Raw genomic sequence first — 25,739 nt, 5'->3', positions numbered from 1 at the left:
TGTAGAGGTTTTATTACTGAATTCTAATTTAGGCATTTATATAGCCAAATTGAATTTCAATAAATCTTAGTTTTAAATGGGTCTAAGATATAGAGGAAATCTGTTGATTTCCTCTATTCATTCATCATTTATTGAGCAAGAAAGCTGACAGCTTCCTCAATCAAGTCTGAAATTTCTTTTGGATGTGATGCCAAAGAAGCATGGCTTGCATCTAACGAAATCACTTTTTTTGCATTTAAGCGTGCAGACATGACTTTTTGATTTTCAGGGTGGATCATTCGGTCTTGAGTTGAGATTTGATACCAAGATGGTTTCGTTTTCCATGCTGGCGTGGAAACCGTATCGCCAAAAGTGCTTGCTACTGGCGCCTTTTGGGTGACACCCATTGCAAACCCTTCATCTTTGGTTAAATCCTGACAGAAACTTTGATGGAATTTATCTGCTTTAAGCCAGAGATAACCATCACTGTCTGGTTCTAAGTTTGGTGCAGCTTCAGGTAAATGTTGTTGAGTAATGCCGCCAGGGCTTTCGTTTGAGTCAGGCGCAAAAGCAGCAATATAAACCAGACCTACGACATTCGTTTGATTGCCAACTTCAGTAATTACAGCACCACCATATGAGTGACCAACCAGAAGAACATCACCTTTAACTTGCGCAATCATTTTTCTTGTTCGTTCAACATCTTCAGCCAATGAGCTAAGCGGGAGTTCTACTGCACGTAATGATTCATATCCTCGGTGAGACAGCTCAGTTACCACTTTACTCCAATGAGCAGCGCCTCCCCAAAATCCGTGTACGAATATAATTGTCGGTTTATTACTCATGTGTGTCTCCTAGCTAAATGCTATTGTATTTGTTGAGCTAAATGATTGAAGACTTTCTGTATAAAGATTGGATAGATACTGGATGTAATTTTTATACTCAAAAAAGCTTCTATAAGCGATTATTCATGTTTAAATTCATTTTAACAATAACAGAAACACCAATGTTTTTGCAGAAACACTTTTTAGGAATTGTGACAAAAAATGAGAGATGAATATGCTGAAAAAAGTGCTTTAACGGATCTATTCTTTGATATTTATCAGTTTGCAAAAATATCAGGTGAGATCTATGACTTCGCGCGATTTACAGATCAACAACAGTTAAGCTTTAAACAGGATTATGCATATATCCATATCGTTCAGCAGGCGACATGCAGACTTAAAGTTGCATGCACTAATCTAGATCTGGTTTTAAAAGCAGGGGATATTATTGTTCTACCTTCAGCTGGAGAACACACGATTGAATTGTTGGATGCTGAAAATCAAGCAGCCGCTGTGATTAGCTGTATTTTTAAACTTAGTGGAATTTATGGTGAAGCTATAATCGAAGGGTTACCTCGCTATATCCATGTCCCATCACATAACGCTGCTGACAAAGTCGCAGAATGGGTGCCAATGACTGTTGCTGCGATAAAGCTTGAGCTTGAGCATCCTAGCCTTGGAAGTCAAGTGATGCTTTCACGTATCATTGATCTTCTATTGGTGTGGTCAATACGGTTTTGGTTGGCAAAGGCAACCATTGAACATAAAAGCTGGATTGTCGCTTTACGTGATCCCACGATTAGTAAAGCATTATCTTTGCTGCATGATCGTCCTGCTTATGCATGGGATGTAGAAAATTTGGCTCAATCCACCCATCAATCACGTTCAAGTTTTGCTAAAAAATTTGTAGAACTGGTGGGAGTTTCACCAATTCAATATTTAAAAAATTGGCGGATGAGACTCGCAGGTCAGTTTCTAAAAGAGACAGACAAAAATATCTTTCAAATTGCTGAATTAGTAGGATATAGCTCACAAGCAGCATTCACTCGTGCTTTTACACAAACATATGGATGCGCACCAAAAGTATTTAGAGCGTCATTGATACAAAGTGATCAATAAATACAAATGATCAAATTTAGTTTTTATGTTTTAAAACTTGCTTTAACACTGAATCGTACTTAGCCAAACTGATCTGGAACAGCAATAAAACTTGAAGATTTAGGCTAGATTTCAGATTTTTATTAAAGACTTGCTTAGATTGATTAATGTCATAAATGTAATTCCCAAGACCGTGAATTGTATAGTTTCGACCTCTAGAATGAAATGATATCTCAATGGGAAGAATGACATGAAAACTTTAATCAGATTAGCTGTTATTGGTCTTTGTAGTGTTTCAAGTTTAAGTTTTGCATCACATCAAAATATGCAAGAAATACGCATTGATCACTTTGGTACAGGTAGCGATGGAGATAATACGTCAGGTCTTTTATTGAAAGAGCCAATAAAACTGGTGCCTTATTCAAAACTTGATCAAAATAAGGAGCCGAGAATTGAACATTATGGCACAGGCAATGATGGAGACAATACCACAGGGTTATTATTAGTCGATCATGAAAAGTACTATGCGGCAAACACATCTACTGTGCAAGTTGATACTGTACGTATAGATCATTACGGTACTGGAAATGATGGAGACAATACCACGGGCTTGCTCCTCAAAGATTGATTTACAAAAAATATAGAAGCTTGTTGATAAGTAAGATCAACAAAGATAAAAAAATGGGTGTAATCAATACACCCATTTTTTATTTAAACCAACTAGTATTATTGTGCTGCTTTTTCAGCTGCGATTGAAGCAATTGCTGCATCAATACCGTCAATAGAATCTGCAGCTTTTTTAATACGAGCAAGTGCATCAACAAGTACTTCATCTGCAGTCGCATAAGAAATACGCATATAGCCGCCTAAACCAAAAGCATCACCAGGAACAACAGCAACACCAGTTTCTTCCAACAACCATTCTGAGAATTCTGTGCAAGATTTTAAACCTTTTGCACGAATCAAAGGACGAATATTGGCATAAGCATAGAATGCGCCATCAGCAGGTAAGCAGCTAATCCCTTGAATTTCATTCAAACCATTCACAACTAAATCATGACGACGTTTGAATGCTTCAATCATCGGTTGAAGTACATCCTGAGGACCATTCAATGCAGCTTCAGCAGCAACTTGTGAAATCGAAGTTGGGTTTGAAGTTGATTGTGATTGGATTTTTTTCATTGCGCCAATCAATTTTGCAGGTCCTGCTGCATAGCCGATACGCCATCCAGTCATTGCATATGCTTTAGATACACCGTTAAGCACGATAACACGCTCATAAAGATCAGGCGCTACAGTCGCAATATTGTAGAACTCATCATCCCAACGGATCGGCTCATACATATCATCAGAAGCAACATAAACTTGAGGATATTTACGGAGCACTTCTGCTAAAGCTTCAAGCTCAGCTTTGCTGTAGATCATGCCTGTTGGGTTTGAAGGGCTATTTAAAACCACCAAACGTGTTTTGTCTGTAATCGCAGCTTCTAGTTGAGCAGGTGTAATCTTGAAACGTTGTTCTTCACCACATTTCACGATGACAGGAACACCTTCAGCAATGATCACCATATCTGGATAGCTTACCCAATATGGTGCTGGAATAATGACTTCATCACCTTTGTTTAACAAAGCAAGTGCTAAGTTAAAGAAAGACTGTTTACCACCACAAGACACTAAAATCTGATTTGCAGCATAGTCAAGATTGTTATCACGTTTTAGTTTCGCAATAATTGCTTTTTTAAGGCCTGGTGTACCATCAACAGCGGTATATTTGGTAAAACCGTTGTTAATCGCTGTAATAGCAGCATCTTTGATGTGTTGTGGGGTGTCAAAATCTGGTTCGCCAGCGCCCAATCCGATTACATTTTTACCCGCAGCTTTTAATTCAGCAGCTTTGTTGGTAACAGCAAGCGTTGGAGACGGTTTGATGGCATTTACACGATCAGAGAGACGTACGTCCACGGCATTATTCCTTCTTATAGGGATTAAAAAAATAAAAAGCACATTATCATAGCCTAATTTTTCATGTTTGGTCGTCTAATATCTATGCAAATTCAATAAATATTCATCAAAAGCAGAAATTAATGTATCAAGAGAATACAAATAAAAGCGAAAGTTTAAGAGCACTCGCATCAAAGCTGAAATTTACGTACAATATAGCCAGTTAAAATTGAGTGAATCACATGAGCACCCAAAATACTCCCAAAAAGAAGCCATTGGTGAATTTACCATTTCCAATGCCATCATCTTTAGAAAATGATGATGATGTTGCCCACAACAACGTCCGTCCTAAACCTGAGCAATATGCAGATCGTACTTGGATGCCACCTCGTGGTACACGCCGTTCGATGGGAAAACGCTAAGTGTTTGAGATATAAAAATAGGTGCTTGATGCACCTATTTTTATAATAAGAATAAAAAAGAAGATTTTTATTAAGGCTATAACATTTATCCTTGTGGAATATTAAGCGCTACCATTTAACATTTCCGTGACATATTCATAATAATTTTTTTTCTTTTGATACATCAATAAATCTGCACGTTTCAACATATTGTCTATACTTTCATTTGCAGATGTTGTTGCATAACCAATGGCAATACTAATAGGCTGTGACGAATAATATTGATTGTCGATATTAAGTAATTCTTCAATGGTCATAATCATCGATTCGACGGTCTGTTCATTTGCCGCAGGCATAAGAATCACAAACTCATCTCCACCAATACGGGAAGCGGTATAACTTGTATTGGCAATGGTGCGAGTCAGAATATTGCCCATTCGTCGCAGTAATTCATCGCCGACATCATGACCCAACTGATCATTGATGGCTTTTAAACCGTTCATATCAATAAAAATGGCTGAAGTCGGACGCAGTACACCACGCTCTAAACGATTAATTTCCTCTGTATAGAACGAACGATTGAATAATTTAGTCAGAACATCATGTTTCCCCAGATATTCCAAATACGTTTCTGCTTTTTTCCGTGCAGTAATATCAGTCAATGCAACTTGCACTAAACTCCAGTCATGTTCATAACCCGGGAAAACAGTAAATTGAAGCAATACATTTCGTACTGAACCATCCAATGCATAATTTACAGCTTCACGTTGATGATGAATTTTCCCATTCCAGAGTTCAATCAGTTGCTCACGGAAAGTCTGATACATCTCTTTTGCAAATACTTTGTTTAAGTTTTTAAACAGGGTTTCTTTGTCTTTGGCTTTAAATAAATCAAGGGTTGCTTGATTGACATCCAATAAGATGATGTCTTCGATACACTGGTTTACAAAGTCGGTATGCACATCTAAGAAGGTGCGAAAATCTTCGATACCAATTTCACGGAGTTGATCTATACGGAGTCTTACACGGCTAAAATCTTCAACCCACAATGAAGTCGGCGAGTAAATAAAGCGAGATTCTGCCAGTTGGCGATTTTTTTCTTCTAAACGGCGCGCATTTTGATAGTCAGTAATATCTTCTGTGGTGATTAAAACTCGGTCTAAACTGATTTCTGAACCTGGCATGATGATACCGCGTAATTTGATATCTAATTTTTTTCCAGAAATCGTGTAATTGACTGTGGTATTTGAAAACTCAGCTTCTCCATTCCAAAGTGCAACCAGCTCTTTGATATGTGAGTGCAGCATTTCTTTCTGAAAAATAATATTTAAGTTCTGATACAGGTGTTGTTGATTTCTGGCTTCAAATAAATCTAAGGTTTTTTTATTGACATGAAGAATCTTAATTTTATGTGCGCAAGCCGTAATCTGATCTGGATTTTCTTCTAAAAAGCTTTGAAGATTTGTGATTCCTTGGCCTTTCCACTGATTAAATTGTTCTCTTACTTCGCTATAGTCCTCTATCCACATCGGGGTAGGTGATATATCAAAAATAGAAGAATCAGAAAATTCCATTATAAGATTCTCGTGTGTTGAGCGGTGATCTAGAATGTTTGAAATATATCCTAAAAAAGAGCGATATAAAATAATAAAATCCAAGTTATTTATTACTTATTGTATTTTATGATCGCTGGTTATCCTTTGATTGGGTTTACATTGATATTGGTTAATTTCAATTAATTTCTTTAATTCTTAAAAGACATTAATCCATGTTTAATAAATAATATGCTTGCTTATCTTGATACATAATTTGATCTGCTTTTTTTAATAAATCATCAATATTTTTATAATGGCTTGTTGTCGCATAACCAATCGCCACATGAATTGGATGTTGAGGATTGTTCACTCGATCTATCTCTAATTCTTGTTGAATGATCTTCAGTAATGTTTCTATATGCAGATGATTTGATTCAGGCATAAGAATCACAAATTCATCACCCCCAATGCGTGAAACAGAATAAGGTGTTTTGATGGTGGATTTTTTTAACAGATGCGCAAAACGTTGAATCAGTAAGTCGCCAACATGGTGTCCCTGTAAATCATTCACTCTTTTTAAACCATTGATGTCTAAATACATACATGAAAGTGAATTAAATTTTTGAGATTGTAAGCGTTGAATTTCACCGATAAAAAATGTTCGATTATATAACTGCGTTAATTGATCATGCTTACTGGCATGTTGCAGGTGATCTTCTAATTTTTTTCGTTCCGTTAAATCGGTAAAGGCAATTTGCACGGTATCCCAGTTATGTTTTGAATCTGGAAAAATAACAAACTGTTCGAGTACATGCAGCGAATCTCCGTTAATTGATTGGTATTCACATTCTCGTTTAAGTTGATGATGATTATTCCATAAGTGTAATAATTGTTTGTGAAAATTTTGTTGATAATTCTCTCTAAAAATATGATTTAAATGCTGATAAAAATGTTGTTCATTGTCGGCATTAAATAAGTCCAGTAAAGCTTGATTTACACCCACTGATCGGATGCTTTCAAAACAAAGAAATAGAAAATCTGGATTTTGCTGAATATATTGATCTAAGTCCGTGACATTATTCGCTACTAATTGATTAAATAATGATTTTATTTTGCTGTAGTCTTTGACCCAGAGGGCAGTGGGCGAATGCAAAAATAGGGATTCTGCAATCCGACGTGCATTTTGACACTGAGAGATATCTTCCGTGGTTAATAAAACTCGATCCCAGCTTTGTTTGGCATCCGTTAAAATATTGGCTCTGAGTTGGATATCAATTTTTTTTCCTTTACAGCTAAGATTGACCACTTGAATTGAGCAATCTGTTTCTTTATTCCAAAGCGCTGAAAAAAATTGGATATGTAAGAGTTCAGTATTTTCTGTATGCATTTCTGGAAATTTTTCTAAAATCTCCGCTAAATCATCAGCTTCATATAAAATCAGGGTGCTTTTATTAATATGAATGGTGCGGATCGCCGCCAAACAGGGTTTTAAACGATTGGTGTCTTCCAATAGATGTTGCTTAATATCGGAAATACCTTGCGCAGTCCATTCATCAAATATTTTTTTTATACCACTAAAATCTTGTAGCCACATGGCAATTGGAGACAAATCAAATATTGTTAAATCCATTTGCTCCATATATTTTCCAATTTCTCTTTTATTAATTTAGGGGCTGTTGACATTTCATAAATGGCTTGCGTTGTAGGCTAAAATTGAGCAGACAAGGCATGAAACGATGAGAATAGCGAGACTATTTTCGAGTGTCATAACGTAGGCTGAGATAATTTTAGCCACAACCCTTCGGGACTTGTGTGTTTTTTGCCGCTACGTCGTTACGAACTACTCATTTAGAATGACTAAATTTCGTATTTCGTGCCTAGTGTCGCCTAAAAAACACACGTAGTCGCAAACATAGACGAATTGTTAACAACCCCTGTTTAACTATATAACATAAGTAAAAACTTAACATAAATAGTTGTTCAATTAAAAATAATCAAAGCATTTTACTTTTTAGCCCGATGTTCCGCTTTTGGTGCAGCAATGGTACGCTGACCAGTCCATACTGCAATAAAGTCTGTTTCATTTAAATTATAAAGTTCTAAAAGCGCTAAAATAGCCCCTCCAAAAATCATTGAACCTTTTGAATTAGACTGAAATTCAAATATTTTTCCATTTAAATTGTGCAGGATATCTTGTATTTCAAAAATACGATCTCGACCATTACTGTCGTTAGGATACATTGGCGTATTGAGAATAATCGTAGCAAGGCTTTTTTCAGCTTCAGTTAAATCCAAGCTTTGAATCTTTTGCTCTATATCTGAACTAAAAATAACTTCATCAGTTAAAAAACTATGCAGTAATTTTTGCGTGAGCTTAGGCAAGGTTTTTTCTACAAATGGACGGAATGAAGCAGGGAAGATCACATTGCGTGAAATACCTTTAAACATCGGCGCGATTTCTTCGACTTTATAGCCTGCAACACCACAACCCACCGACGTAATAAAATATTTCATCTTCGGGTGATTTTTTGTATAAATTTTAAAATCATCAATATAGTGTTGAATTTGCGAAAGTGGCATTTGTTGTAAATGTTCATTCATGGTTGGTATAGCAAAACTTTGTCCTGCCCAGCCACGTCCAACACCTTTGGTTGCGCCAAAATGTAAATGTGCTGTTTTAGCCGCACCGCCTTGATGAGTGCCCGCCATATTACTACCAAAAACAAACACAGTATCTTCTGGCAAAGTTTTGATTATGCTTTCATCATGATAGTGATATGTCATGTTTTTCAATCTTTTAATTGGCTTGTTTCCATGTTGCTATTGAAATAAAAAAGGGTCAAGGTATTTGTTGAATATTGTGTAAAAAGCCCCATCTAGAATAGGTGTCAATGTATGGGTTTAATTGGTTTCTGTTAAACTACCGTGGCTTCTTCCCGATTGGTTAAAGAGTGAATTATTGTGAGTGAACATCAACCTTTTGAACTTGTTACAAATTATCAACCTGCTGGGGATCAACCACAGGCAATAGCAAAATTAGTCGAAGGCATAAATAAAGGTTTTCACGACCAACTTCTACTCGGTGTAACGGGTTCAGGGAAAACCTATACCATGGCAAATGTGATTGCACAAACGCAACGTCCAACCATTGTCATGGCACATAACAAGACCCTCGCTGCACAATTATATGGCGAATTTAAAGCATTTTTTCCAAACAATGCAGTTGAATACTTCGTCAGTTATTATGACTATTATCAACCTGAAGCTTATGTACCATCTTCAGATACTTTTATTGAAAAAGATTCAGCAATCAATGATCACATTGACCAGATGCGTCTCTCCGCTACGCGTGCTTTATTAGAACGCCGTGATGCGATTATTGTCGCTTCAGTATCCGCGATCTATGGTTTGGGTGATCCCAATGCTTATATGAGTATGTTATTACATATTGTACAAGGGGATAGAATTAGTCGTGATGACATTATTCGTAGGCTTGTTGAAATGCAATATACCCGTAATGAGCTGGAATTTTTACGCGGTACCTATCGTATTCGTGGCGAAATTATCGATATTTTCCCTGCTGAATCGGACCAACATGCAGTTCGGGTTGAGTTGTTTGATGATGAAGTTGATTCAATTCGATGGTTTGATCCAATTACTGGGAAAATGGTCCGTAAAGCACCACGTATAACAATCTACCCAAAAAGTCATTATGTAACACCAAAAGATAATTTGCAGCGTGCAATTGGAACGATTCGTGATGAATTGGCTGATCGTTTAGTGTTCTTTAAAGAACATGAAAAACTCCTTGAAGCACAGCGGATCGAACAACGAACCCGTTATGATTTAGAAATGATGCAACAATTGGGTTATACCAATGGTATTGAAAACTACTCACGGCATTTATCTGGTCGTCCAGCGGGTGAAGCACCTCCGACATTATTTGACTATATCCCAGATGATGCGTTACTGATTATTGATGAATCGCATGTGACTGTTCCACAAATTGGGGCAATGTATAAAGGTGACCGTTCACGTAAAGAAAACTTGGTCAATTATGGTTTCCGTTTACCTAGTGCATTGGATAACCGTCCGATGAAATTTGAGGAATGGGAGCGTATTGTTCCAACCACCATTTATGTCAGTGCAACACCTGCGAAATACGAACTGGAAAAATCTGAACAAGTCGCAGAGCAGGTGGTACGTCCAACTGGATTAGTCGATCCAGAAATTGAAATACGTCCAGTATTGACTCAAGTGGATGATGTGCTTTCAGAAATTAATATCCGTAAAGAACTCGATGAACGTGTTTTAGTCACCACCTTAACCAAACGTATGGCAGAAGACTTAACTTCATATTTAAAAGAATATGGGGTGAAGGTGGCTTATTTACATTCAGATATTGATACCGTTGAGCGTGTCAAAATTATTCACGAACTGCGGACAGGGGTGCATGATGTTCTGGTCGGGATTAACTTGTTGCGTGAAGGTCTGGATATGCCAGAAGTATCGTTGGTTGCCATTCTTGACGCAGATAAAGAAGGCTTTCTTCGTTCTGAACGCTCATTGATCCAAACCATCGGTCGTGCTGCTCGTCATTTAAAAGGCAAGGCGATTCTATATGCTGACCGTATAACTGATTCGATGCAGAAAGCCATAGATGAAACTGATCGTCGTCGGGCCAAACAAATTCAATTTAATGAAGAGCATGGCATTATTCCGCGCAGTGCTGTCCGTCAAGCAATTAAAGAAATTGATACTGGTGAAGTGATCAGTGATGATGAAATTGAAGCAGGGATTAGTGACCAGCATCAGGCGTTAACTGCAGATGAACGTCACATTTTATCTGATCCAAAACTCTTTACGAAGCACATTAGCAAGCTTGAAAAAGAAATGCTAAAAGCATCTAAAGAGTTGCAGTTTGAACAAGCTGCGCGATTACGTGACGAAATTGTGCGTTTAAAAACCAGAATGTTAAAGTAATTGTCTCTTTGTGGGATGATTACACTTTGGTACTTGCTGTAGCTTTAGTTTGAACAAGGATACATAAAGCTACAGTCTAAGTTTAAATTTCTGATTATTTTATAATAAATAGTAAAAAGTAATGCTGAGGGTATAAGGTGCAATTATTCAAAATATTACCCAATTCTTATGACTTTAAAAAATTAATAATCGTATTCGGGGTGGTTTTTTCCAGCTTTTTTTATCCAAAAGTCTATGCTGAAAATTCGACTTTAGCTGCAGTTCCAAAATTGGAATTGGGGCAATATTTAGGGCTATGGTATGAAATCGCCCGTAAACCAATGTATTTTCAAAAAGATTGTAAGTCAGATGTGACTGCACGATATACCGTGAATGAATATGGCAATGTTGCAGTTGATAATCGATGTGTAGATCAAAATGGACAAGAATTACGTTCATTGGGTGAAGCATTTATCAGTAATGAGCCGTTTAATTCAAAATTTAAAGTGAGTTTTATTCCAGAAGCGATTCGTTGGATGCCCGTGGGCCGTGGTGACTATTGGGTATTAAAAATTGATTCAAGTTATCAAATGGCATTGGTGGGAGAACCGAAGCGAAAATATTTGTGGCTACTGTCTAGGGATCCTCATCCAGATGAAGCAAAAGTAACTGAATTTCTTCGTTATGCGCAGACTGTTGGTTTTAACTTAAAAGATCTGATTCGAACCAAGCAGAACGCGCAAGAATAATCAAAAATTTAAGCCGATATATTTTGAATATTTCAATATTTGCAAATCTTGAGTTTGGAAAAATAATTGAATATTCAAATTAATTTTGGATGAAGATGTTTATAATGCCTAAGAATCTATTTGAAAATCACCGTGAGGCGACAGATGTTTAAGGGCGTCGTATTGTCTGTATTGGCATCTGTAACATTTGGGGTTTTATACTTTTATACCAAATTGCTGGGCGATCTAGATAGTCAACAAACCTTTGGTTGGCGGATTATTGCCACTTTACCGTTCCTGACCTTATTTATGTTATTGAGTGGTGATTTTGTCCATGTTAAAACCATTTATCATCGAATGGTCAAACAACCTGCTTTATTACTATTATTGATCATTACTTCTATTTTGACCTGTTTCCAACTCTGGCTTTTTCTTTGGGGACCGATGAATGGGCGGGGTTTACAAGTATCGCTTGGATATTTTCTTTTACCCTTGGTTCTCGTCCTTGCTGGTAGCATTTTTTATAAAGAGAAATTATCAAAATTCCAGATGGTTGCCGTTGCTTTTGCGGTTCTTGGGGTAGGGCACGAATTATGGCGTTTGGGCAGTATTGCATGGGAAACCCTCAGTGTAGCATTGGGCTATTCGCTTTATTTTTTGGTTCGAAAAACCATTAAAACTGATAATTTAGGTGGTTTTTGGTGGGATATTTTAATTTGCATTCCCATTGCAATTTATTTCACTCAAACGGGATTAGATGCATATAGCCAATTTGCTGATGCACCCGTTTTAATTGTTGTGGTTGCAGGGCTTGGAATACTGAGTGCGATTGGTTTAGGGAGCTATATTTTAGCGAGTCGTCATTTACCAATGGTTTTATTTGGATTGTTAAGTTATTTAGAACCTGTTTTGTTGGCCTTAGCATCCTTGGCGTTGGGTGAATCTATTTCAGCAGATGAATGGTTTACTTATATTCCAATTTGGTGTGCAGTGGGGGTTTTGGTATTGGAAGGGATTTGGCATCTCTATCAACAAAACAATAAACGGAAAAACTTAGCCTTGAATATCGAAAAATTAGACGAAAGAATTGGTTAATCAAAAGAAAATAAATTGATAATTGTTGGACTATAATTTTTAAAAGTGTTAAATTAATCTCATTAACCCATGTTTTAATTTGGTTTTTAAGTAGAAAAACGCTGAATATATTATGAACACAACAATAATTCCCTATCAAACACGGGCAACCTTATTGCAATTAGAGCCTAGTACCGATTTAAACTGGGAACAGGTTTTGTGTGATGTTTTTGATGAAGCCAATATCGAAGTACGTGAAGAAATTGAGCGTCAAATTTTAAGACCGAAAGAAATTCAATGGAACAAAGGCAATAACAGCTTTGAATTTAAAATCACAAATTCATTAGAAAATTTAAAATATAGCTTTGAAAATGAGCGAATGCGTTCCATTGCAACCAAATTGAGCAACTCAATCAATTGGTTAAAAAATATTACAGATAGTATTCAGATCGCAGATTATTTAGAAAATGCGTTGTATCAAATTGATTTGATTTCGGTGGATGATCATCTAAATTTGCAGCGAGAAAAATTACTGATTCGCCGTGTTTTTTTACAAGATGTGGCGAAATTGATCCGTACATTAAATATTGAAGCGCCAGCAGGTATCCGCAACTTAACTTCTGATCAAATTAAATGTTTTATTATTGAAGTGTTTATTAAACAACAATTACTGGGCTATTGGTTTAAGCCATTATTGGCTAAATCATCTGAATTAATGAAACGTCCTTTTTTTAAGTATTTTATTTTAAGAGAACAACGGATTCGTAAGTTTGATATTGTTAAAACCTCTGAATTTATCTATTTAATTGCACCAATTGAAAATTTTGAACAGAATCCTTATTCAATTCGGCGTTTTTTGTTTGAAGAAAATATTGAATATAAAAATCAGGTCTATGTAACGGGTTTGGTTCTTGATACCGATCAAATGAGTGAAAGTGAATATCGAGATAGTACGGATCTTTTGATTCAGAAAATGGTCACAATTCAGCATCAAGTTCATAGAGATGTGATTGAAATTGTGCAAGAATTTGAGGATTTTACAGAAAATAAACTCTTGCCATTTTTGATGGAACCACTTGGAATGGTGGGGAAAAATAGTGATACTGTTGCACAAAACCATATCAAAACCATTGAACAATTGCTCACGGCCAATATATTGATGCCTTTAAGAAATGCGGTTAAAAGCGATTTATCACATATTGAAGAATTTGAATATTTGTTTATGAGTGTGCATCGAATATTTTCTGAAATTTTATCGCATTATCGTGACTTTAAAGAACAACCCGCATTATTTTTTAATTCTCATGTACAACTGTTTGAATATCGTCTGCTGGCTTATTTAAAGCTATTGGAAAAGCGTAAAGATGAAATTTTTATTCCAATGAGTCCGCGAGAGTGGCAAGTCATGCATGAACGCTCTCAACAACCGATTAGAAAACTTCAAGAAATTATCGCTGAGCAAGTGAAGGATTTTAGGGCTTTAGACAGCTATGTTAAGCAATTAAAGAATGAACAACATGAAGTAGAAGGCTCACTGTTAAAAAAAATGATCAAAGGTGGGAAAGTTGAAAAGGATATTGTTCAAGCAAACCATGCTGCAATGTTGATAAAAAAACAAACCTATTTAGAGGTATTAACTGTCCCTAAAGGTTTAGCAAAGTATAGTGTATTTATTGAGTTTGAAAGTCTGACTTCAATGAGTGAATTGGAGCGCCATTATGCATTTCCTTCAGGGGACAATGGCATTATTCGCTTTCCTTGTTTAATGAAGCTGCCTGAAAATTTAGCTGATTTTGATTTGGAAGAATTTAATGCGTCGATTAATGATGATTAAAGCGCGTGTTAGGGGCTGAGTAGAAAGCTCAGACTGAGTGCGATAATCGGGTTTTTAACGATACAACATCAGCTTTATTTTTGTTTTGTCTGGTTTAACTTTGTTCTTATCTACTTTATTTTTCCAGTTGCTTTGTTAAAGTCAATATCAATAGTAAAAATCTACATAGATGCAAAAAACCGAAATGGCTGAAATATTGTTTAGAGATCAAGGCATAATTTAAAATAAAATACCCAGTATGACAAAATATTATAAAAATGTATCACGATTTGATTTCAACTAAATGAGAATTACATTACAATTATGGGGTTTAAAAATCCATGTCTAGATATACATAAATAGAGGACGTATCTGTGAGCAAAGACACTATCATCGCCCTACATGCAGAGCACCAAGGTCGCTGGAAAAACCGTGAAGAAATCGCGGAACGTATGATTGCATTAATCGGTCAATTATACCGTGAAAAAAACATTGTGACTTCTGTGTACGGTCGTTCTTTAGTGAACCGTTCAGTAATTCAAATCCTTAAAGCGCACCGTCGTACACGTATGATGGATGTTGAGCTTTCTGTTGTACATACATTCCCTATTTTAGAAGCTTTAGCGAAATTAGATAATATCGGTTCTGCTGAAGTTGATTTAGGTAAACTTGCAGTTGAATATAAAGAAAAGGGCGGCGATATTGATGCATTTGTTGCTCAAGCTGTTCAATCTTTAGAAGGTCGTCCTGCGCAAGTTGAGCCTAAAGATGTTGTTCTTTATGGTTTTGGTCGTATTGGCCGTATTTTAGCGCGTTTAATCATTAGCCAATCAGGTCTTGGCCGTGGTTTAAGCCTTAAAGCGATCGTTGTACGTAAATCATCTGATGGTGATTTAGAAAAACGTGCTTCATTGTTACGTCGTGACTCAATTCATGGTCCATTTGCAGGAACGATTTCTGTTGATGAGCAAAATGAAGCAATCATTGCAAATGGTAATTTTATCAAAGTGATCTATGCGTCTAGCCCTGCTGAAGTTGATTACACAGCTTATGGTATCGACAATGCACTAGTGATTGATAACACAGGTAAATGGCGTGATATCGATGGTTTATCTCAACATCTTAAATGTCCTGGCGTAAGTCGTGTTGTGCTTACAGCGCCTGGTAAAGGTGACATGAAGAATGTCGTGTTTGGTGTTAACCAAGCGGACATCATTGATTCAGACAAAATCATTTCTGCTGCAAGCTGTACCACTAACGCGATCACACCAGTTTTGAAAGTGTTAGAAGACAAATACAAAGTGATTAATGGTCATGTGGAAACTGTTCACTCATTTACAAATGACCAGAACTTGATTGACAACTACCACAAAGCGGATCGCCGTGGCCGTGCTGCAACACTGAATATGGTTATTACAGAAACAGGTGCTGCAAAAGCTGTTGCGAAAGCATTACCTCAGTTACAAGGTAAATTAACAGGTAATTCAGTACGTGTTCCAACACCGAACGTTTCACTTGCTATTCTTAACTTAACACTTGAGAAAGAAGTAGATCGTGAAGAAGTGAACGAATATATTCGTCAAATCTCGATCAACTCTAACCTTCAAGGTCAAATTGGCTATACCAACTCTACAGAAGTTGTATCGTCTGACTTTATTGGTTCGCGTACAGCGGGTGTATTTGATGCACAAGCAACAATTACTTCTGGTAACCGTTTAACAGCTTACGTTTGGTACGATAACGAAGTTGGTTATAGCTGCCAAGTATTGCGTATTGCTGAACAAGTATGTGGCGTAAGCTATCCGAAAGTACCGGCTGAAACAAATGCATAATTTGTAAGAGTCGTCGAAAAGGAGCTTCAAATGAAGCTCCTTTTTTTATATTCAAAATTGATGATATATGGTTAAATTCAAATGAAAATTACCAGTTATCTCAGCAATTTGACTAAAAAAATTGATTAAGAAATTAGAGAAAAGCTAAATGAACAATAATTTATCTATTTTCGGGCTAGGTGTTATAGGCTCATTAACTGTGGCAAGTGCATCAGCAAATACTGCACTTGATTTAACACCTATGTTGCAGGATCGTTTTGAAAAAAATTGTGCGATTCGTCAACAGTTCGATTTTTATACTCATGATGATGAGATTCAGGCAATTTTAATGAATCAGGTGGTTAAGGATGAAGTAGAAGAGCAAGCGGCTTACGTCAGCAGAAATTTTAGTTTAAAAAATACGACTTATAGGGGATTAGTCGTAAATAAAATTGAGTTTTTATGGGGACGTGGTTTGACTTTGAGTGAGACGTTGTACTTTGATCTTCCAACGGCTTCAGCCAAGCAGCAATTTAATAAGATTAAAAGCAATATACAGCAACCAGCTAAAGCTGCAAATTTTGTAATGACTGGAGAGGGCAAGCGTGATGCAATTGCTATCTGTTCTTGGCTTGATAAAAATGGACATCAATAGCGTTATTGTGAATTAAGTTTTGGGATGATTTCTAAAAGTGATGAAACTTTTACTATCACATAGAAATAAGTGTATGAAGAGCAAGTTTGCAATGCCACACTTTACATTTAAAGTTTAAATTGCTTCGCTTAGGTAATGCGTTACGATAGAAAGGCTATCGATGGTTTCATCAATATTTAAAACGATACAAGTATTAAATGCTCATTTTTGACTAACGCAAAAAGTCTAATAAAAGCTATTTTATATAAAGTAATTTGCATCAATGGAAAATCACATGAAGAAAAAGATATTACTGAGCATGCTGTTACTGCTAGCGGGAGCTACACATGCCCAATCCTTAGAATTACGTCCTTTATTAAAAGATCGTTTTGAACAAAATTGTGCAATTCGACAGCAATATGATTTTCATAATGAAAATACAGAACTGATTGCACCACTTGAACACTATACGATTGATGTAAAATATGTGGATAAACAGGTTTATGACTCAACCACTTATAAATTAAAAAATGTCACTTATGCTGGCATTCCTATTCGCAAAATAGAATTTAGTTTTGGTCGTCCAGCGCAACAATACAATGAATATTTATATTTTGATCTGAGTACTACAGCAGCAAAGCAGCGATTTAAAACTCTAAAATTCAATCAAAATCATGAAAAAGGCGATGTAAGTGTTGAGTATAAAAATAATACAGCAATTGTGCAGTGCTATTGGTTAGCTGATTTTTCGAAATAATCCGTAGATTAAATATCAATTGTTTATTAATTAAACAAAATTCTTCGACTTTTATACATAAAAACGCATATTAATTCACATAAGTATTTAAAATAAAAATAATTAAGGATAAAAATTAAGGACAGGATTTTGCAGTTGAAGCAAGTTATGGCAGGAGTAGCCTTTATTCTTATTGCTACAGTGTGTGGTGTGTTGATTGCAATCTGGGTATTTAAACATTTTAATATTTATATTCCACTTGAAAATCAAGCTGTACGTATCGATTTAAAAGAACCTTTACAAGCCAAAGTACAAATTCATGACGCATTAGATGTGGATGTCAAAGGAAAAGTGAAAGCTGAAATTCCTATTCATGAAAAGCTAAACTTACCGATTACACAAACCTTAACCCCACATGTGTATTTTGATAATGAAGTCCCAATTCAAACCACAATTCCTGTGAATGAAGTGATCAAAATCAATCAGGATATGCCAATTGATACTAAGGTTAAAGTCACTGTTTTAGGTAAAGATATTACTTTACCGTTAAAAGGGAATATTCCGATTCATATGGATGTGCCGATTAATTTACAAGTACCACTCAACCAAAATATTCATTTAAAGTTTGATGCGCCTGTAAAGGTTTTACTTAAAGAAAATTTACATGTGCCACTTGATGCGACATTAAAAACCAATATTCCAATTCAAGGCCACCTCAATGTTCCAATTAAATCAGCACTTCAAGCAACAGTAGATGTTCAAAATACATTACCTGTAAAAATTGAAAAAGGGCAGCTTAAAATTCCGCTCAATAGTTTAAGGCTATCACGTCGCGATCATCCGCCAATAGAACCACAACAACCACAGTCCGAAGCTTTAAAATAGGGTAGTATGGAAATGTGGATCTTTAAATCTATACGAAATTTGTTGTTCACTTTTATCAGCGTCGTATTGCTCATTGCGCTGTGCGTTTGGTTATATTTGAATATTCATGCCTCAATGCAGGTTTCTGCACAAAGGGCACAAATTCAATTGTCGGAATCTTTACCGACAAAAATCCATGTGGGGAATTATTTACAAACACATGCACAAGGTGCTTTAGATACTGAACTGACGATTGACCGTGAGTTGGCTTTACCTTTAAAAGGCAAATATTTGGCTAATTTAAGTTTTGTTGTGACAACGCCGATTGAGGTTGAGCTTGATTATGAGACTGATATTCAGATTGAAACGCTAATGCCATTAGAAACAACCACGGATTTGGTTTATCAAAATAAACTGCTGCCTCAATTTCCTTTAAAAGTGGATATTCCGATTAAACTTTCGGTGCCATTTAAGTTAAAACGACGTTATCAAGTTCCGATCAAAATTATGTTTGATGGGCCTGTTTATTTAGAATTTGATGAAGTGATTCATTTATATGTTAAGCATAAACTTAAGCCAATACTGAATATTAATGATCCAATGACGATGAAAAAAATTGCGGTGTTCCGTGCAACCATGTACAACACAGAAAGACAGTCCCTCGCAGATCTGGAGATGAATATCGATTTTCCTATCAAAAATATTCATCCTTAATTGCTCAGTATAGTATGGGCTTAAATTTTGTATTAAACCCATGCTTATCTTTAAAAATGCCTAAAATAAAGCTTTAACCTGATCCTGAATATGCGTTGTTTTACGACCAAGTAAATGTTCTAAGTCTTTACTTTCACTATACATTGCACCATTTACAGTCTGTACATCTGCGTCAACAATAACCGCTACCAGTGCTTGAGGTAACCCTACCGTAAGAAGTGCCTGAGTATAATCTTCTGGGCTGATATCTTGATACTGTACAGTTTTACCTGATGCCAAAGCGATATAAGAGGCTAAATCTGCAAGGGTAAAATAATTAGAACCTGCAAGCTCATAGGTTTTATTTTCATGCCCTACGGAAGTAAGGACTTTGGCCGCAGCTTCGGCATAATCTAAACGAGAGGCTGAACTAATTTTTCCATTTTGAGCACTGCCGTATAGCGTTCCTGTTTCCGCAGTATGCTTAACGTTGCCAAGATAGTTTTCGCTATACCAATTGTTGCGTAAAAATGTATATTTCAAACCACTTTGCCGAATGAGTGCTTCTGTTTCACGATGTTCTTGTGCTAAACCGAGTGGGTTATCTGTTGCATTGAGTAAGCTGGTATAGGCAATGTATTCAACTTTGGCTGCGACTGCAGCATCTATAACTGCTTTATGCTGAGGCGTTCGACGACCAATTTCATTGGCTGAAATTAAAAGTAATTTATCTATGTGCTGTAATGCAAGAATCAATGTTTCAGGTTGATCATAGTTAAATAGGCGAAGTTCAATCCCTTGTTGTTTAAGCGACTGTGCTTTATCTATATTTCGAACCAGCGCTACAATATTTTCAGCGGCAGTATGTTGAAGTAAGGCTTGGATCACCAATTGTCCAAGTTGACCCGTTGCACCTGTAATTGCGATTTTCATAATTTCACCTTTAAATATGATTTAAATTGGATGTTTTTTAAACTTGATGTTATTATCATAATCATTAAACTTACTATATGTAAGTACGTACCTAAAAGTAAGCTAATTACTGTGTAGAGAGAATTTATGAGCATCTATGCTTCAAGTGATTTAATTGGTCAAGTTTTATCCAGTCAGTGCCCATCTAGAGAAATATTGGAGCATTTAACCAGCAAATGGTCTGTATTGGTTTTACGTTGTTTAAATGATGGCGTACAACGTTTTAGCGAACTGCGTAATCGAATTGAGGGAATTAGCGAAAAAATGCTTGCACAGACATTAAAAGTGCTCGAGCAAGATGGCTTTATATTGAGAACGGTTTACCCTGAAGTACCACCGAAAGTAGAGTATCAGTTGACGATTTTAGGTGCACAAGCGGCTGAAAAATTAAACTATTTGATTGGTTGGATCGAGCGCAGTTTGCCAGATATCTTAGAGAATAAACAAAGATTGCAAAAGTAAAACTCAGTTGATTTTATACTCACCAAGAACTTGATCGCTAAGTGAGTATATTGGAAGGGAGGGAGGCCTTATTATTGAGGATGATTCTCTTTTGCCGTGGCTTTTAAAGCGACTAATCCTGTTATGATTGCACCAATGGTGGCTAAGAACATATCCTTATGCGCATCCCATATATCACCTTGTTGCCCATTGTAGTTTTCAGCTTCTTCTGGGGATAGGCCAATAGCAATCCACCATTCAATCCATTCATAAAATAAACTGGTTGCCATAACAAATTGAATGACCAATAAAAATAAGGTTTTAGGTTTTAAGCTTGGTAACCATACTTGGAAAATTCGGTAGAAAAATGGATAAAGAAATAAGCCATAGAATAAGTGTACAAAGCGGTCAAACATGTTACGTGTCCACCCCATTGCTTGATTGAGGTCAAAGTGTAAGTATTTGATTGACCAATCATTATAAGGCACATAAGAATAAAGATAATGTGCAGCAATCACATGAATCACCAAGAAGAGGATGTACAATAAAAATGATGAAAATGTCAGACCTATTTTCTTTAGGCAGAAAAATAGGGCAATCAGCATGAGCAAGGTGCCAATCTGATGCAGCATGTAGGATGGGTATTCTAAAGGATTAATACTGGCAAGAATGATTGCGATTGCAAGCATAGCAAGAACAAGCCAATGTTTTTTTGTTAAGGCATGATAAATCATTATGGCATTTTCTAAAAATTATTACTGCGCATTGTAATCAAAATGCAAAAAAATGCGAAGCATTGGCTTCGCATTTTTTAGGTCTTTTAGAAGATTAAGTGCTTAGATTTTAGCAATCAAATCTTTAATTTGTTTGGCTTGATCCGCAGCATTACCCGTGTAAGTAGCAGGGGTCATTTCAGCCAAACGTGCACGATCAGCAGCAGGTACAGCTTCAAGTTCAGTACCATTGACAAAATCAACCATCATGTCACGTGTCATCGCTTGACCACGAGTCAATGCTTTTAATTTTTCATATGGTTTTTCAACTGCATAACGACGCATTACAGTTTGGATTGGTTCAGCCAATACTTCTTGAGCATGATCAAGGTCTTCAAGAATACGTGCTGCATTAAGCTCAAGTTTACCAATACCTTTTGAACATGCTTCGAAAGCAATTAAACTTTGTGCCAAGCCAACACCCATGTTACGCAATACAGTCGAATCCGTAAGGTCACGCTGCCAACGAGAAATTGGTAATTTCTCGCCTAAGTGCGCTAATACTGCATTGGCAATGCCCAAGTTACCTTCAGAGTTTTCAAAATCAATTGGATTGACTTTATGAGGCATTGTAGAAGAACCGACTTCACCTTCTTTTAAACGTTGTTTAAAGAAGCCTAAAGAGATATAGCCCCAAACGTCACGGTTAAAGTCGATTAAAATTGTGTTAAAACGACGCAAAGCATCGAACAATTCCGCGATGTAATCGTGTGGTTCGATTTGAGTTGTATAAGGGTTGAAGGTTAAACCGAGTGATTCAACAAATGCTTGCGAGTGAGCAGGCCAGTTGATTTCAGGATAAGCAGAGTAGTGTGCGTTGTAGTTACCCACTGCACCATTAATTTTGCCCAATAATTCAACTTGTTTAAACTGTTTGATTTGACGCGCTAAACGATATGCAACGTTGGCCATTTCTTTGCCCAAAGTTGTTGGGCTCGCAGTTTGACCATGGGTGCGTGATAGCATTGGTTGTTCTGCATGTGTTTCAGCTAAAGCCACAATAGAATCAACAATTTGTTGCATAGCAACAACTAACACTTCACGACCATTTTTCAACATCAAAGCGTGAGAAAGGTTGTTGATATCTTCTGAAGTACAAGCAAAGTGAATAAATTCGCCTGCATTTTTAAGCTCATCAATATGTGCAATTTTTTCTTTTAAGAAATATTCAACCGCTTTTACATCATGGTTAGTGGTACGTTCAATTTCTTTAATGCGGTTAGCATCATCTTCAGAAAATTGAGTAACAATCGCATCTAAAGCGGTATTGGTTGCAGCAGAAAAAGCTGGAACTTCTGTGATTTCAGGACGATTTGCAAGCGCTTGTAACCAACGCACTTCAACAGTCACACGAGCATGGATTAGACCAAACTCAGAGAGGTAAGGGCGTAATGCATCACATTTGCTTGCATAGCGTCCATCTAGTGGAGAAAGTGCGGTTAAAGCGTTCATAAAGATTCCTTAAATTTTGGAATTAGAGCGAATGGCGTAACTCGAACAGTATCAAATTAAACAACCTGATATTGTAATCGAGCAAGATCTTGAATATCTTGAAGAAGTTTACGTTTGCTAAAGATCATATTCCATGAGCTTCCACCTAATTGACGCCATAGGTGAGCCATTTGTAAGCCTGTGAATAAACTGGCACGGATACGATTGGTATGTGCAGAGTCTTTAAAGGCTTCTGCATTGCCGCGAACTAGAATTCGAGGATTAATTTGACCAGCAGTGTCGACATAGGTTTGTGCTAAATTGGCAATGATACTTGGATGTAAATAGTTATTATCAAAAAAAGACAGCTGTTTTAATATTTTTTGTTGAGATTGTTCAATAATTTCAACAAACTTTGGATTGCTATAAACTTTTTTTTCCAAGGCCAATAATGACATGGCATAAGTCATTGGCAGTTTTGCATTGGCAATTTTAGGAATTCTAGATTTCGGTGATGCTGAGAAAGGTTGTGTAATGCTACTTTCTAAAGTTTTTAAACCTAAGGAAATGTCTGCCAATTGATTGAAGAAGTCTAAAGTTTGACCTGATGAATTGGCAGTGGCACGGATATTGAGGCTAGCTTTGATGAGCTGTTCAAAATAGAAATTACCGCTTTCACCAATGCTTTGACGTCCTGACATTGCAGTCATATGCGTCAGCTGTGTTGCTTGAAACACAGCTGCTAACGCCAAAGCTCGGTTTTGACGTTGATTCAAAGTTTGAGGCTGTTGAAAGGGCAACTCAACCATGCCTAAATTCCTTTAAATAATTTTTAATCATTACTCAATAAAATCTGGTTTTGGTGCATTGGTATGATGAATCACACCTCCACCTAAACAGACTTCATCGACATAGAAAGCAACACTTTGTCCCGGTGTTACGGCACGCTGTGCTTCATCAAATTCGACACGGACACCATTTGGCGTGTTTGCATCTTTATAAATTGTACATGCTTGATCAGGCTGACGGTAACGAGTTTTTGCCGTGCATCGGAAACCTGTGTCTGGAATCGCTTGTTCACCTGCAACCCAGTCAATTGTTTCAGACCATAAAATGGTACTCTGCATCAGTGGGTGTTCATGACCTTGTCCAACCACAAGACGATTACCTTCGATGTCTTTATGTAGAACAAACCAAGCACCTTCTTCTGCGCCTTTGAGTCCACCTAAACCAATACCACCACGCTGACCGAGCGTATAGTACATTAAGCCGTGATGATCACCAACCTCTTTTCCTGTATCTAAGACAATTTTCCCAGGTTGAGCAGGTAAATATTGTTTTAAGAAGTCATTAAAACGGCGTTCACCAATAAAGCAAATACCTGTTGAATCTTTTTTCTTGGCAGTGGCTAAACCAAGCTCTTCTGCAATTTTACGTACTTGTGGTTTTTCAATCTCACCAACAGGGAACAAGGTCTTATTGATTTCACGGCCATGAACCGCGTGAAGAAAATAAGTTTGATCTTTGTTGTTGTCTACACCACGTAATAAAGGCGCATATTGATCACCTTTTGAATTGGTGGTTGTTTCACCACGACGACAATAATGTCCAGTTGCAATAAAATCAGCGCCTAAATTGACAGCATGATCTAAGAATGCACGGAATTTAATTTCTTTGTTACACAGAATATCGGGGTTTGGTGTACGCCCAGCGGCATATTCTGCTAAGAAATGTTCAAAAACGCGATCCCAATATTCCATTGCAAAATTTGCAGTGTGTAGTTTGATCCCAATTTTGTCGCACACCGCTTGAGCATCAGCAAGGTCATCCATTGCAGTACAATATTCCGTGCCATCATCTTCTTCCCAGTTTTTCATGAAAAGCCCTTCAACTTGATATCCTTGTTGAAGTAAAAGTGCAGCAGAAACAGATGAATCTACACCACCCGACATACCGACGATGACACGTTGTTGCATAGGATTAGGCATCCAAATTTGAAATTAAAGGAGAGTTTTGGTGCTCATAGATGAGCGAAAGTGGGTATTTTTGCCCAGAAATTGCGTCTTGTACAGCTTTAATGACCAAAGGACTTCTTGCGCGAGCAGATTCAAGTAGTTCTTCAAGTGTCATCCATTGTGGACCAATGATATCTGTATCAAGTTGCGCGTCTGGAAAGTATTCAGTTACATGGGCTAAAAAGCAAAATCTAAAATAGGTACGGTCTGGAAACATGGGTGGGGTATAGCTATAGATCCCCAGTAATGAATTGATTTCTACTGCATATCCTGTCTCTTCCATGGTTTCACGTAACGCAGCTTGAATAATGGTTTCACCACATTCAACATGCCCTGCGGGTTGATTGAACACAGTATGGCTTACACCTTCAGTATATTCTTCTACAAAAAGAAATTTTCCATCTTTTTCTACAACTGTCGCAACAGTAACGTGGGGTGTCCAAGCGGTCATGACCAGCACCAAGGGAGATAAAGCATTATTCTACAAAATTTAGCGCGTGGTGGCTATGTGCATAAGGGTTTTCTTTGATCATCCTAAAAGGATTTATATCTATAGCCTGTTCAAAAATACATCATGGTCGAGTTTTGTTTATTTTTTAAATTTTTATTTGCTTATTTTTTAAAGAAAAGATTTATTTTATGGTTTTTAAAGTGATACTTCATGTAAAAAGTTTAATAAAAATACTCTTATATTTTATATCTAAATGCAATTCAATGTGACATCAGTTTATGAAGTAATTTTGTTATTATTTTAATTCTTATCAGTAATGACCAATAGATAGAGGTTGTAATTCATGAGTAAATATTTCAAAACTATTGATTTTATGGTGAATGGCATTTAATTTATTTCTGTACAATAAATACCCGATTAAGGCATTTACTATGATTGAAACATATGATAAATAATACGTATATATAAAATTTTATTAAACTTAACAAATATTTATTTTTCCTGTTAATGGTGTGTTTATTCAATTTAGTTTGTCTGGATGCTTCGTTGAGTAGGTATGATGA

General features: G+C 36.6%; 24 protein-coding genes. 13 read left to right on the top strand and 11 right to left on the bottom strand.

Annotation, left to right across the window (positions count from 1 at the left end):
* Window positions 1-128: 128 nt before the first annotated feature.
* Window positions 129-824, bottom strand: coding sequence for an alpha/beta hydrolase (locus AC07WY_RS04250; protein WP_494735765.1), 696 nt, complete (start codon window positions 822-824; stop codon window positions 129-131).
* 201 nt (window positions 825-1,025) lie between these two features.
* Here AC07WY_RS04250 and AC07WY_RS04245 point away from each other — a divergent pair, with 201 nt between their 5' ends.
* Window positions 1,026-1,922 (top strand): AraC family transcriptional regulator, encoded by an 897-nt coding sequence (locus AC07WY_RS04245; RefSeq protein WP_262085753.1) that lies wholly within the window; start codon window positions 1,026-1,028, stop codon window positions 1,920-1,922.
* 229 nt (window positions 1,923-2,151) lie between these two features.
* Window positions 2,152-2,529, top strand: a complete 378-nt coding sequence (locus tag AC07WY_RS04240; protein WP_262085755.1) for a hypothetical protein — start codon at window positions 2,152-2,154, stop codon at window positions 2,527-2,529.
* A 98-nt stretch (window positions 2,530-2,627) separates the two neighbouring features.
* On the opposite strand, the gene AC07WY_RS04235 is transcribed toward AC07WY_RS04240, so the two are convergent.
* The gene (locus AC07WY_RS04235; RefSeq protein WP_004820670.1) at window positions 2,628-3,863 is read right to left on the bottom strand and encodes a pyridoxal phosphate-dependent aminotransferase; all 1,236 of its coding nucleotides are present in this window, start codon (window positions 3,861-3,863) and stop codon (window positions 2,628-2,630) included.
* Window positions 3,864-4,084: 221 nt separating this feature from the next.
* Between AC07WY_RS04235 and AC07WY_RS04230 the strand changes: the two genes are divergently transcribed.
* A complete protein-coding gene (locus AC07WY_RS04230) occupies window positions 4,085-4,264 on the top strand; it encodes a hypothetical protein (RefSeq protein ID WP_004721316.1) in 180 nt (59 codons plus the stop codon).
* Window positions 4,265-4,365: 101 nt separating this feature from the next.
* Here the strand turns inward: AC07WY_RS04230 and AC07WY_RS04225 are convergent, their stop codons facing one another.
* The 3 genes from AC07WY_RS04225 to AC07WY_RS04215 all read right to left on the bottom strand — a co-directional run bounded on the left by AC07WY_RS04225 (window position 4,366) and on the right by AC07WY_RS04215 (window position 8,562).
* Window positions 4,366-5,817 (bottom strand): sensor domain-containing diguanylate cyclase, encoded by a 1,452-nt coding sequence (locus AC07WY_RS04225; protein ID WP_239045895.1) that lies wholly within the window; start codon window positions 5,815-5,817, stop codon window positions 4,366-4,368.
* A 187-nt stretch (window positions 5,818-6,004) separates the two neighbouring features.
* On the bottom strand, window positions 6,005-7,408 hold the full coding sequence (locus tag AC07WY_RS04220) for a diguanylate cyclase domain-containing protein (RefSeq protein ID WP_494735764.1): 1,404 nt from the start codon (window positions 7,406-7,408) through the stop codon (window positions 6,005-6,007).
* Between the two features lie 374 nt (window positions 7,409-7,782).
* Window positions 7,783-8,562 carry an A1S_2505 family phage non-structural protein gene (locus AC07WY_RS04215; RefSeq protein WP_494735763.1) on the bottom strand — a complete coding sequence of 260 codons (780 nt, stop codon included), beginning with the start codon at window positions 8,560-8,562 and terminating at the stop codon, window positions 7,783-7,785.
* A 177-nt stretch (window positions 8,563-8,739) separates the two neighbouring features.
* On the opposite strand from AC07WY_RS04215, the gene uvrB reads away from it, so the two are divergent.
* From uvrB to AC07WY_RS04170, 9 genes are all read left to right on the top strand, one after another.
* Window positions 8,740-10,761: an excinuclease ABC subunit UvrB gene (gene uvrB / locus AC07WY_RS04210; RefSeq protein ID WP_034613705.1), complete on the top strand. Its 2,022-nt coding sequence runs from the start codon at window positions 8,740-8,742 to the stop codon at window positions 10,759-10,761.
* A gap of 137 nt (window positions 10,762-10,898) precedes the next feature.
* Window positions 10,899-11,489, top strand: coding sequence for a lipocalin family protein (locus tag AC07WY_RS04205; protein WP_262085758.1), 591 nt, complete (start codon window positions 10,899-10,901; stop codon window positions 11,487-11,489).
* 144 nt (window positions 11,490-11,633) lie between these two features.
* Window positions 11,634-12,563 carry an EamA family transporter RarD gene (rarD, locus tag AC07WY_RS04200; protein ID WP_034613698.1) on the top strand — a complete coding sequence of 310 codons (930 nt, stop codon included), beginning with the start codon at window positions 11,634-11,636 and terminating at the stop codon, window positions 12,561-12,563.
* Window positions 12,564-12,675: 112 nt separating this feature from the next.
* Window positions 12,676-14,376: a hypothetical protein gene (locus tag AC07WY_RS04195; RefSeq protein WP_494735762.1), complete on the top strand. Its 1,701-nt coding sequence runs from the start codon at window positions 12,676-12,678 to the stop codon at window positions 14,374-14,376.
* A 353-nt stretch (window positions 14,377-14,729) separates the two neighbouring features.
* Window positions 14,730-16,187: a glyceraldehyde-3-phosphate dehydrogenase gene (locus tag AC07WY_RS04190; protein WP_004721304.1), complete on the top strand. Its 1,458-nt coding sequence runs from the start codon at window positions 14,730-14,732 to the stop codon at window positions 16,185-16,187.
* A gap of 148 nt (window positions 16,188-16,335) precedes the next feature.
* Window positions 16,336-16,821, top strand: a complete 486-nt coding sequence (locus tag AC07WY_RS04185; RefSeq protein WP_494735761.1) for a hypothetical protein — start codon at window positions 16,336-16,338, stop codon at window positions 16,819-16,821.
* A 274-nt stretch (window positions 16,822-17,095) separates the two neighbouring features.
* On the top strand, window positions 17,096-17,557 hold the full coding sequence (locus tag AC07WY_RS04180; RefSeq protein WP_494735760.1) for a hypothetical protein: 462 nt from the start codon (window positions 17,096-17,098) through the stop codon (window positions 17,555-17,557).
* Window positions 17,558-17,686: 129 nt separating this feature from the next.
* Window positions 17,687-18,421, top strand: coding sequence for an MFS transporter (locus AC07WY_RS04175; RefSeq protein ID WP_494735759.1), 735 nt, complete (start codon window positions 17,687-17,689; stop codon window positions 18,419-18,421).
* Window positions 18,422-18,433: 12 nt separating this feature from the next.
* Window positions 18,434-19,114 (top strand): hypothetical protein, encoded by a 681-nt coding sequence (locus tag AC07WY_RS04170; protein WP_262087471.1) that lies wholly within the window; start codon window positions 18,434-18,436, stop codon window positions 19,112-19,114.
* A gap of 60 nt (window positions 19,115-19,174) precedes the next feature.
* On the opposite strand, the gene AC07WY_RS04165 is transcribed toward AC07WY_RS04170, so the two are convergent.
* Entirely contained in the window at window positions 19,175-20,026 is an 852-nt protein-coding gene (locus AC07WY_RS04165; protein ID WP_494735758.1) for an SDR family oxidoreductase, read from the bottom strand.
* 126 nt (window positions 20,027-20,152) lie between these two features.
* On the opposite strand from AC07WY_RS04165, the gene AC07WY_RS04160 reads away from it, so the two are divergent.
* Complete coding sequence (locus tag AC07WY_RS04160) at window positions 20,153-20,527, top strand: winged helix-turn-helix transcriptional regulator (protein WP_004721299.1); 375 nt, start codon at window positions 20,153-20,155, stop codon at window positions 20,525-20,527.
* Between the two features lie 71 nt (window positions 20,528-20,598).
* Here AC07WY_RS04160 and AC07WY_RS04155 read toward each other — a convergent pair whose 3' ends face one another.
* The 5 genes from AC07WY_RS04155 to AC07WY_RS04135 all read right to left on the bottom strand — a co-directional run bounded on the left by AC07WY_RS04155 (window position 20,599) and on the right by AC07WY_RS04135 (window position 25,176).
* Window positions 20,599-21,240, bottom strand: a complete 642-nt coding sequence (locus AC07WY_RS04155; protein WP_151802604.1) for a DUF2238 domain-containing protein — start codon at window positions 21,238-21,240, stop codon at window positions 20,599-20,601.
* Between the two features lie 102 nt (window positions 21,241-21,342).
* Window positions 21,343-22,731 carry an adenylosuccinate lyase gene (gene purB, locus AC07WY_RS04150; protein ID WP_034613672.1) on the bottom strand — a complete coding sequence of 463 codons (1,389 nt, stop codon included), beginning with the start codon at window positions 22,729-22,731 and terminating at the stop codon, window positions 21,343-21,345.
* A 56-nt stretch (window positions 22,732-22,787) separates the two neighbouring features.
* Window positions 22,788-23,519 (bottom strand): high frequency lysogenization protein HflD, encoded by a 732-nt coding sequence (gene hflD, locus AC07WY_RS04145; RefSeq protein WP_004820699.1) that lies wholly within the window; start codon window positions 23,517-23,519, stop codon window positions 22,788-22,790.
* Between the two features lie 30 nt (window positions 23,520-23,549).
* Window positions 23,550-24,686: a tRNA 2-thiouridine(34) synthase MnmA gene (gene mnmA / locus AC07WY_RS04140; protein WP_494735757.1), complete on the bottom strand. Its 1,137-nt coding sequence runs from the start codon at window positions 24,684-24,686 to the stop codon at window positions 23,550-23,552.
* A gap of 4 nt (window positions 24,687-24,690) precedes the next feature.
* Complete coding sequence (locus AC07WY_RS04135) at window positions 24,691-25,176, bottom strand: NUDIX hydrolase (protein ID WP_262085766.1); 486 nt, start codon at window positions 25,174-25,176, stop codon at window positions 24,691-24,693.
* Window positions 25,177-25,739: the final 563 nt, after the last annotated feature.

This window comes from Acinetobacter sp. GW821-FHT01C12, assembly GCF_059422625.1.
The sequence above is the reverse complement of the archived record's forward strand: the minus strand, read 5'-3'. Positions and strand labels throughout refer to the sequence as shown.

Coding starts and splice junctions, on each gene's coding strand:
- AC07WY_RS04250 (WP_494735765.1), bottom strand. CDS start 824: ATGAGTAATAAACCGACAATTATATTCGTACACGGATTTTGGGGAGGC.
- AC07WY_RS04245 (WP_262085753.1), top strand. CDS start 1,026: ATGAGAGATGAATATGCTGAAAAAAGTGCTTTAACGGATCTATTCTTT.
- AC07WY_RS04240 (WP_262085755.1), top strand. CDS start 2,152: ATGAAAACTTTAATCAGATTAGCTGTTATTGGTCTTTGTAGTGTTTCA.
- AC07WY_RS04230 (WP_004721316.1), top strand. CDS start 4,085: ATGAGCACCCAAAATACTCCCAAAAAGAAGCCATTGGTGAATTTACCA.
- AC07WY_RS04225 (WP_239045895.1), bottom strand. CDS start 5,817: ATGGAATTTTCTGATTCTTCTATTTTTGATATATCACCTACCCCGATG.
- AC07WY_RS04220 (WP_494735764.1), bottom strand. CDS start 7,408: ATGGATTTAACAATATTTGATTTGTCTCCAATTGCCATGTGGCTACAA.
- AC07WY_RS04215 (WP_494735763.1), bottom strand. CDS start 8,562: ATGACATATCACTATCATGATGAAAGCATAATCAAAACTTTGCCAGAA.
- rarD (WP_034613698.1), top strand. CDS start 11,634: ATGTTTAAGGGCGTCGTATTGTCTGTATTGGCATCTGTAACATTTGGG.
- AC07WY_RS04195 (WP_494735762.1), top strand. CDS start 12,676: ATGAACACAACAATAATTCCCTATCAAACACGGGCAACCTTATTGCAA.
- AC07WY_RS04185 (WP_494735761.1), top strand. CDS start 16,336: ATGAACAATAATTTATCTATTTTCGGGCTAGGTGTTATAGGCTCATTA.
- AC07WY_RS04180 (WP_494735760.1), top strand. CDS start 17,096: ATGAAGAAAAAGATATTACTGAGCATGCTGTTACTGCTAGCGGGAGCT.
- AC07WY_RS04170 (WP_262087471.1), top strand. CDS start 18,434: ATGTGGATCTTTAAATCTATACGAAATTTGTTGTTCACTTTTATCAGC.
- AC07WY_RS04165 (WP_494735758.1), bottom strand. CDS start 20,026: ATGAAAATCGCAATTACAGGTGCAACGGGTCAACTTGGACAATTGGTG.
- AC07WY_RS04160 (WP_004721299.1), top strand. CDS start 20,153: ATGAGCATCTATGCTTCAAGTGATTTAATTGGTCAAGTTTTATCCAGT.
- AC07WY_RS04155 (WP_151802604.1), bottom strand. CDS start 21,240: ATGATTTATCATGCCTTAACAAAAAAACATTGGCTTGTTCTTGCTATG.
- purB (WP_034613672.1), bottom strand. CDS start 22,731: ATGAACGCTTTAACCGCACTTTCTCCACTAGATGGACGCTATGCAAGC.
- hflD (WP_004820699.1), bottom strand. CDS start 23,519: ATGGTTGAGTTGCCCTTTCAACAGCCTCAAACTTTGAATCAACGTCAA.
- mnmA (WP_494735757.1), bottom strand. CDS start 24,686: ATGCAACAACGTGTCATCGTCGGTATGTCGGGTGGTGTAGATTCATCT.
- AC07WY_RS04135 (WP_262085766.1), bottom strand. CDS start 25,176: ATGACCGCTTGGACACCCCACGTTACTGTTGCGACAGTTGTAGAAAAA.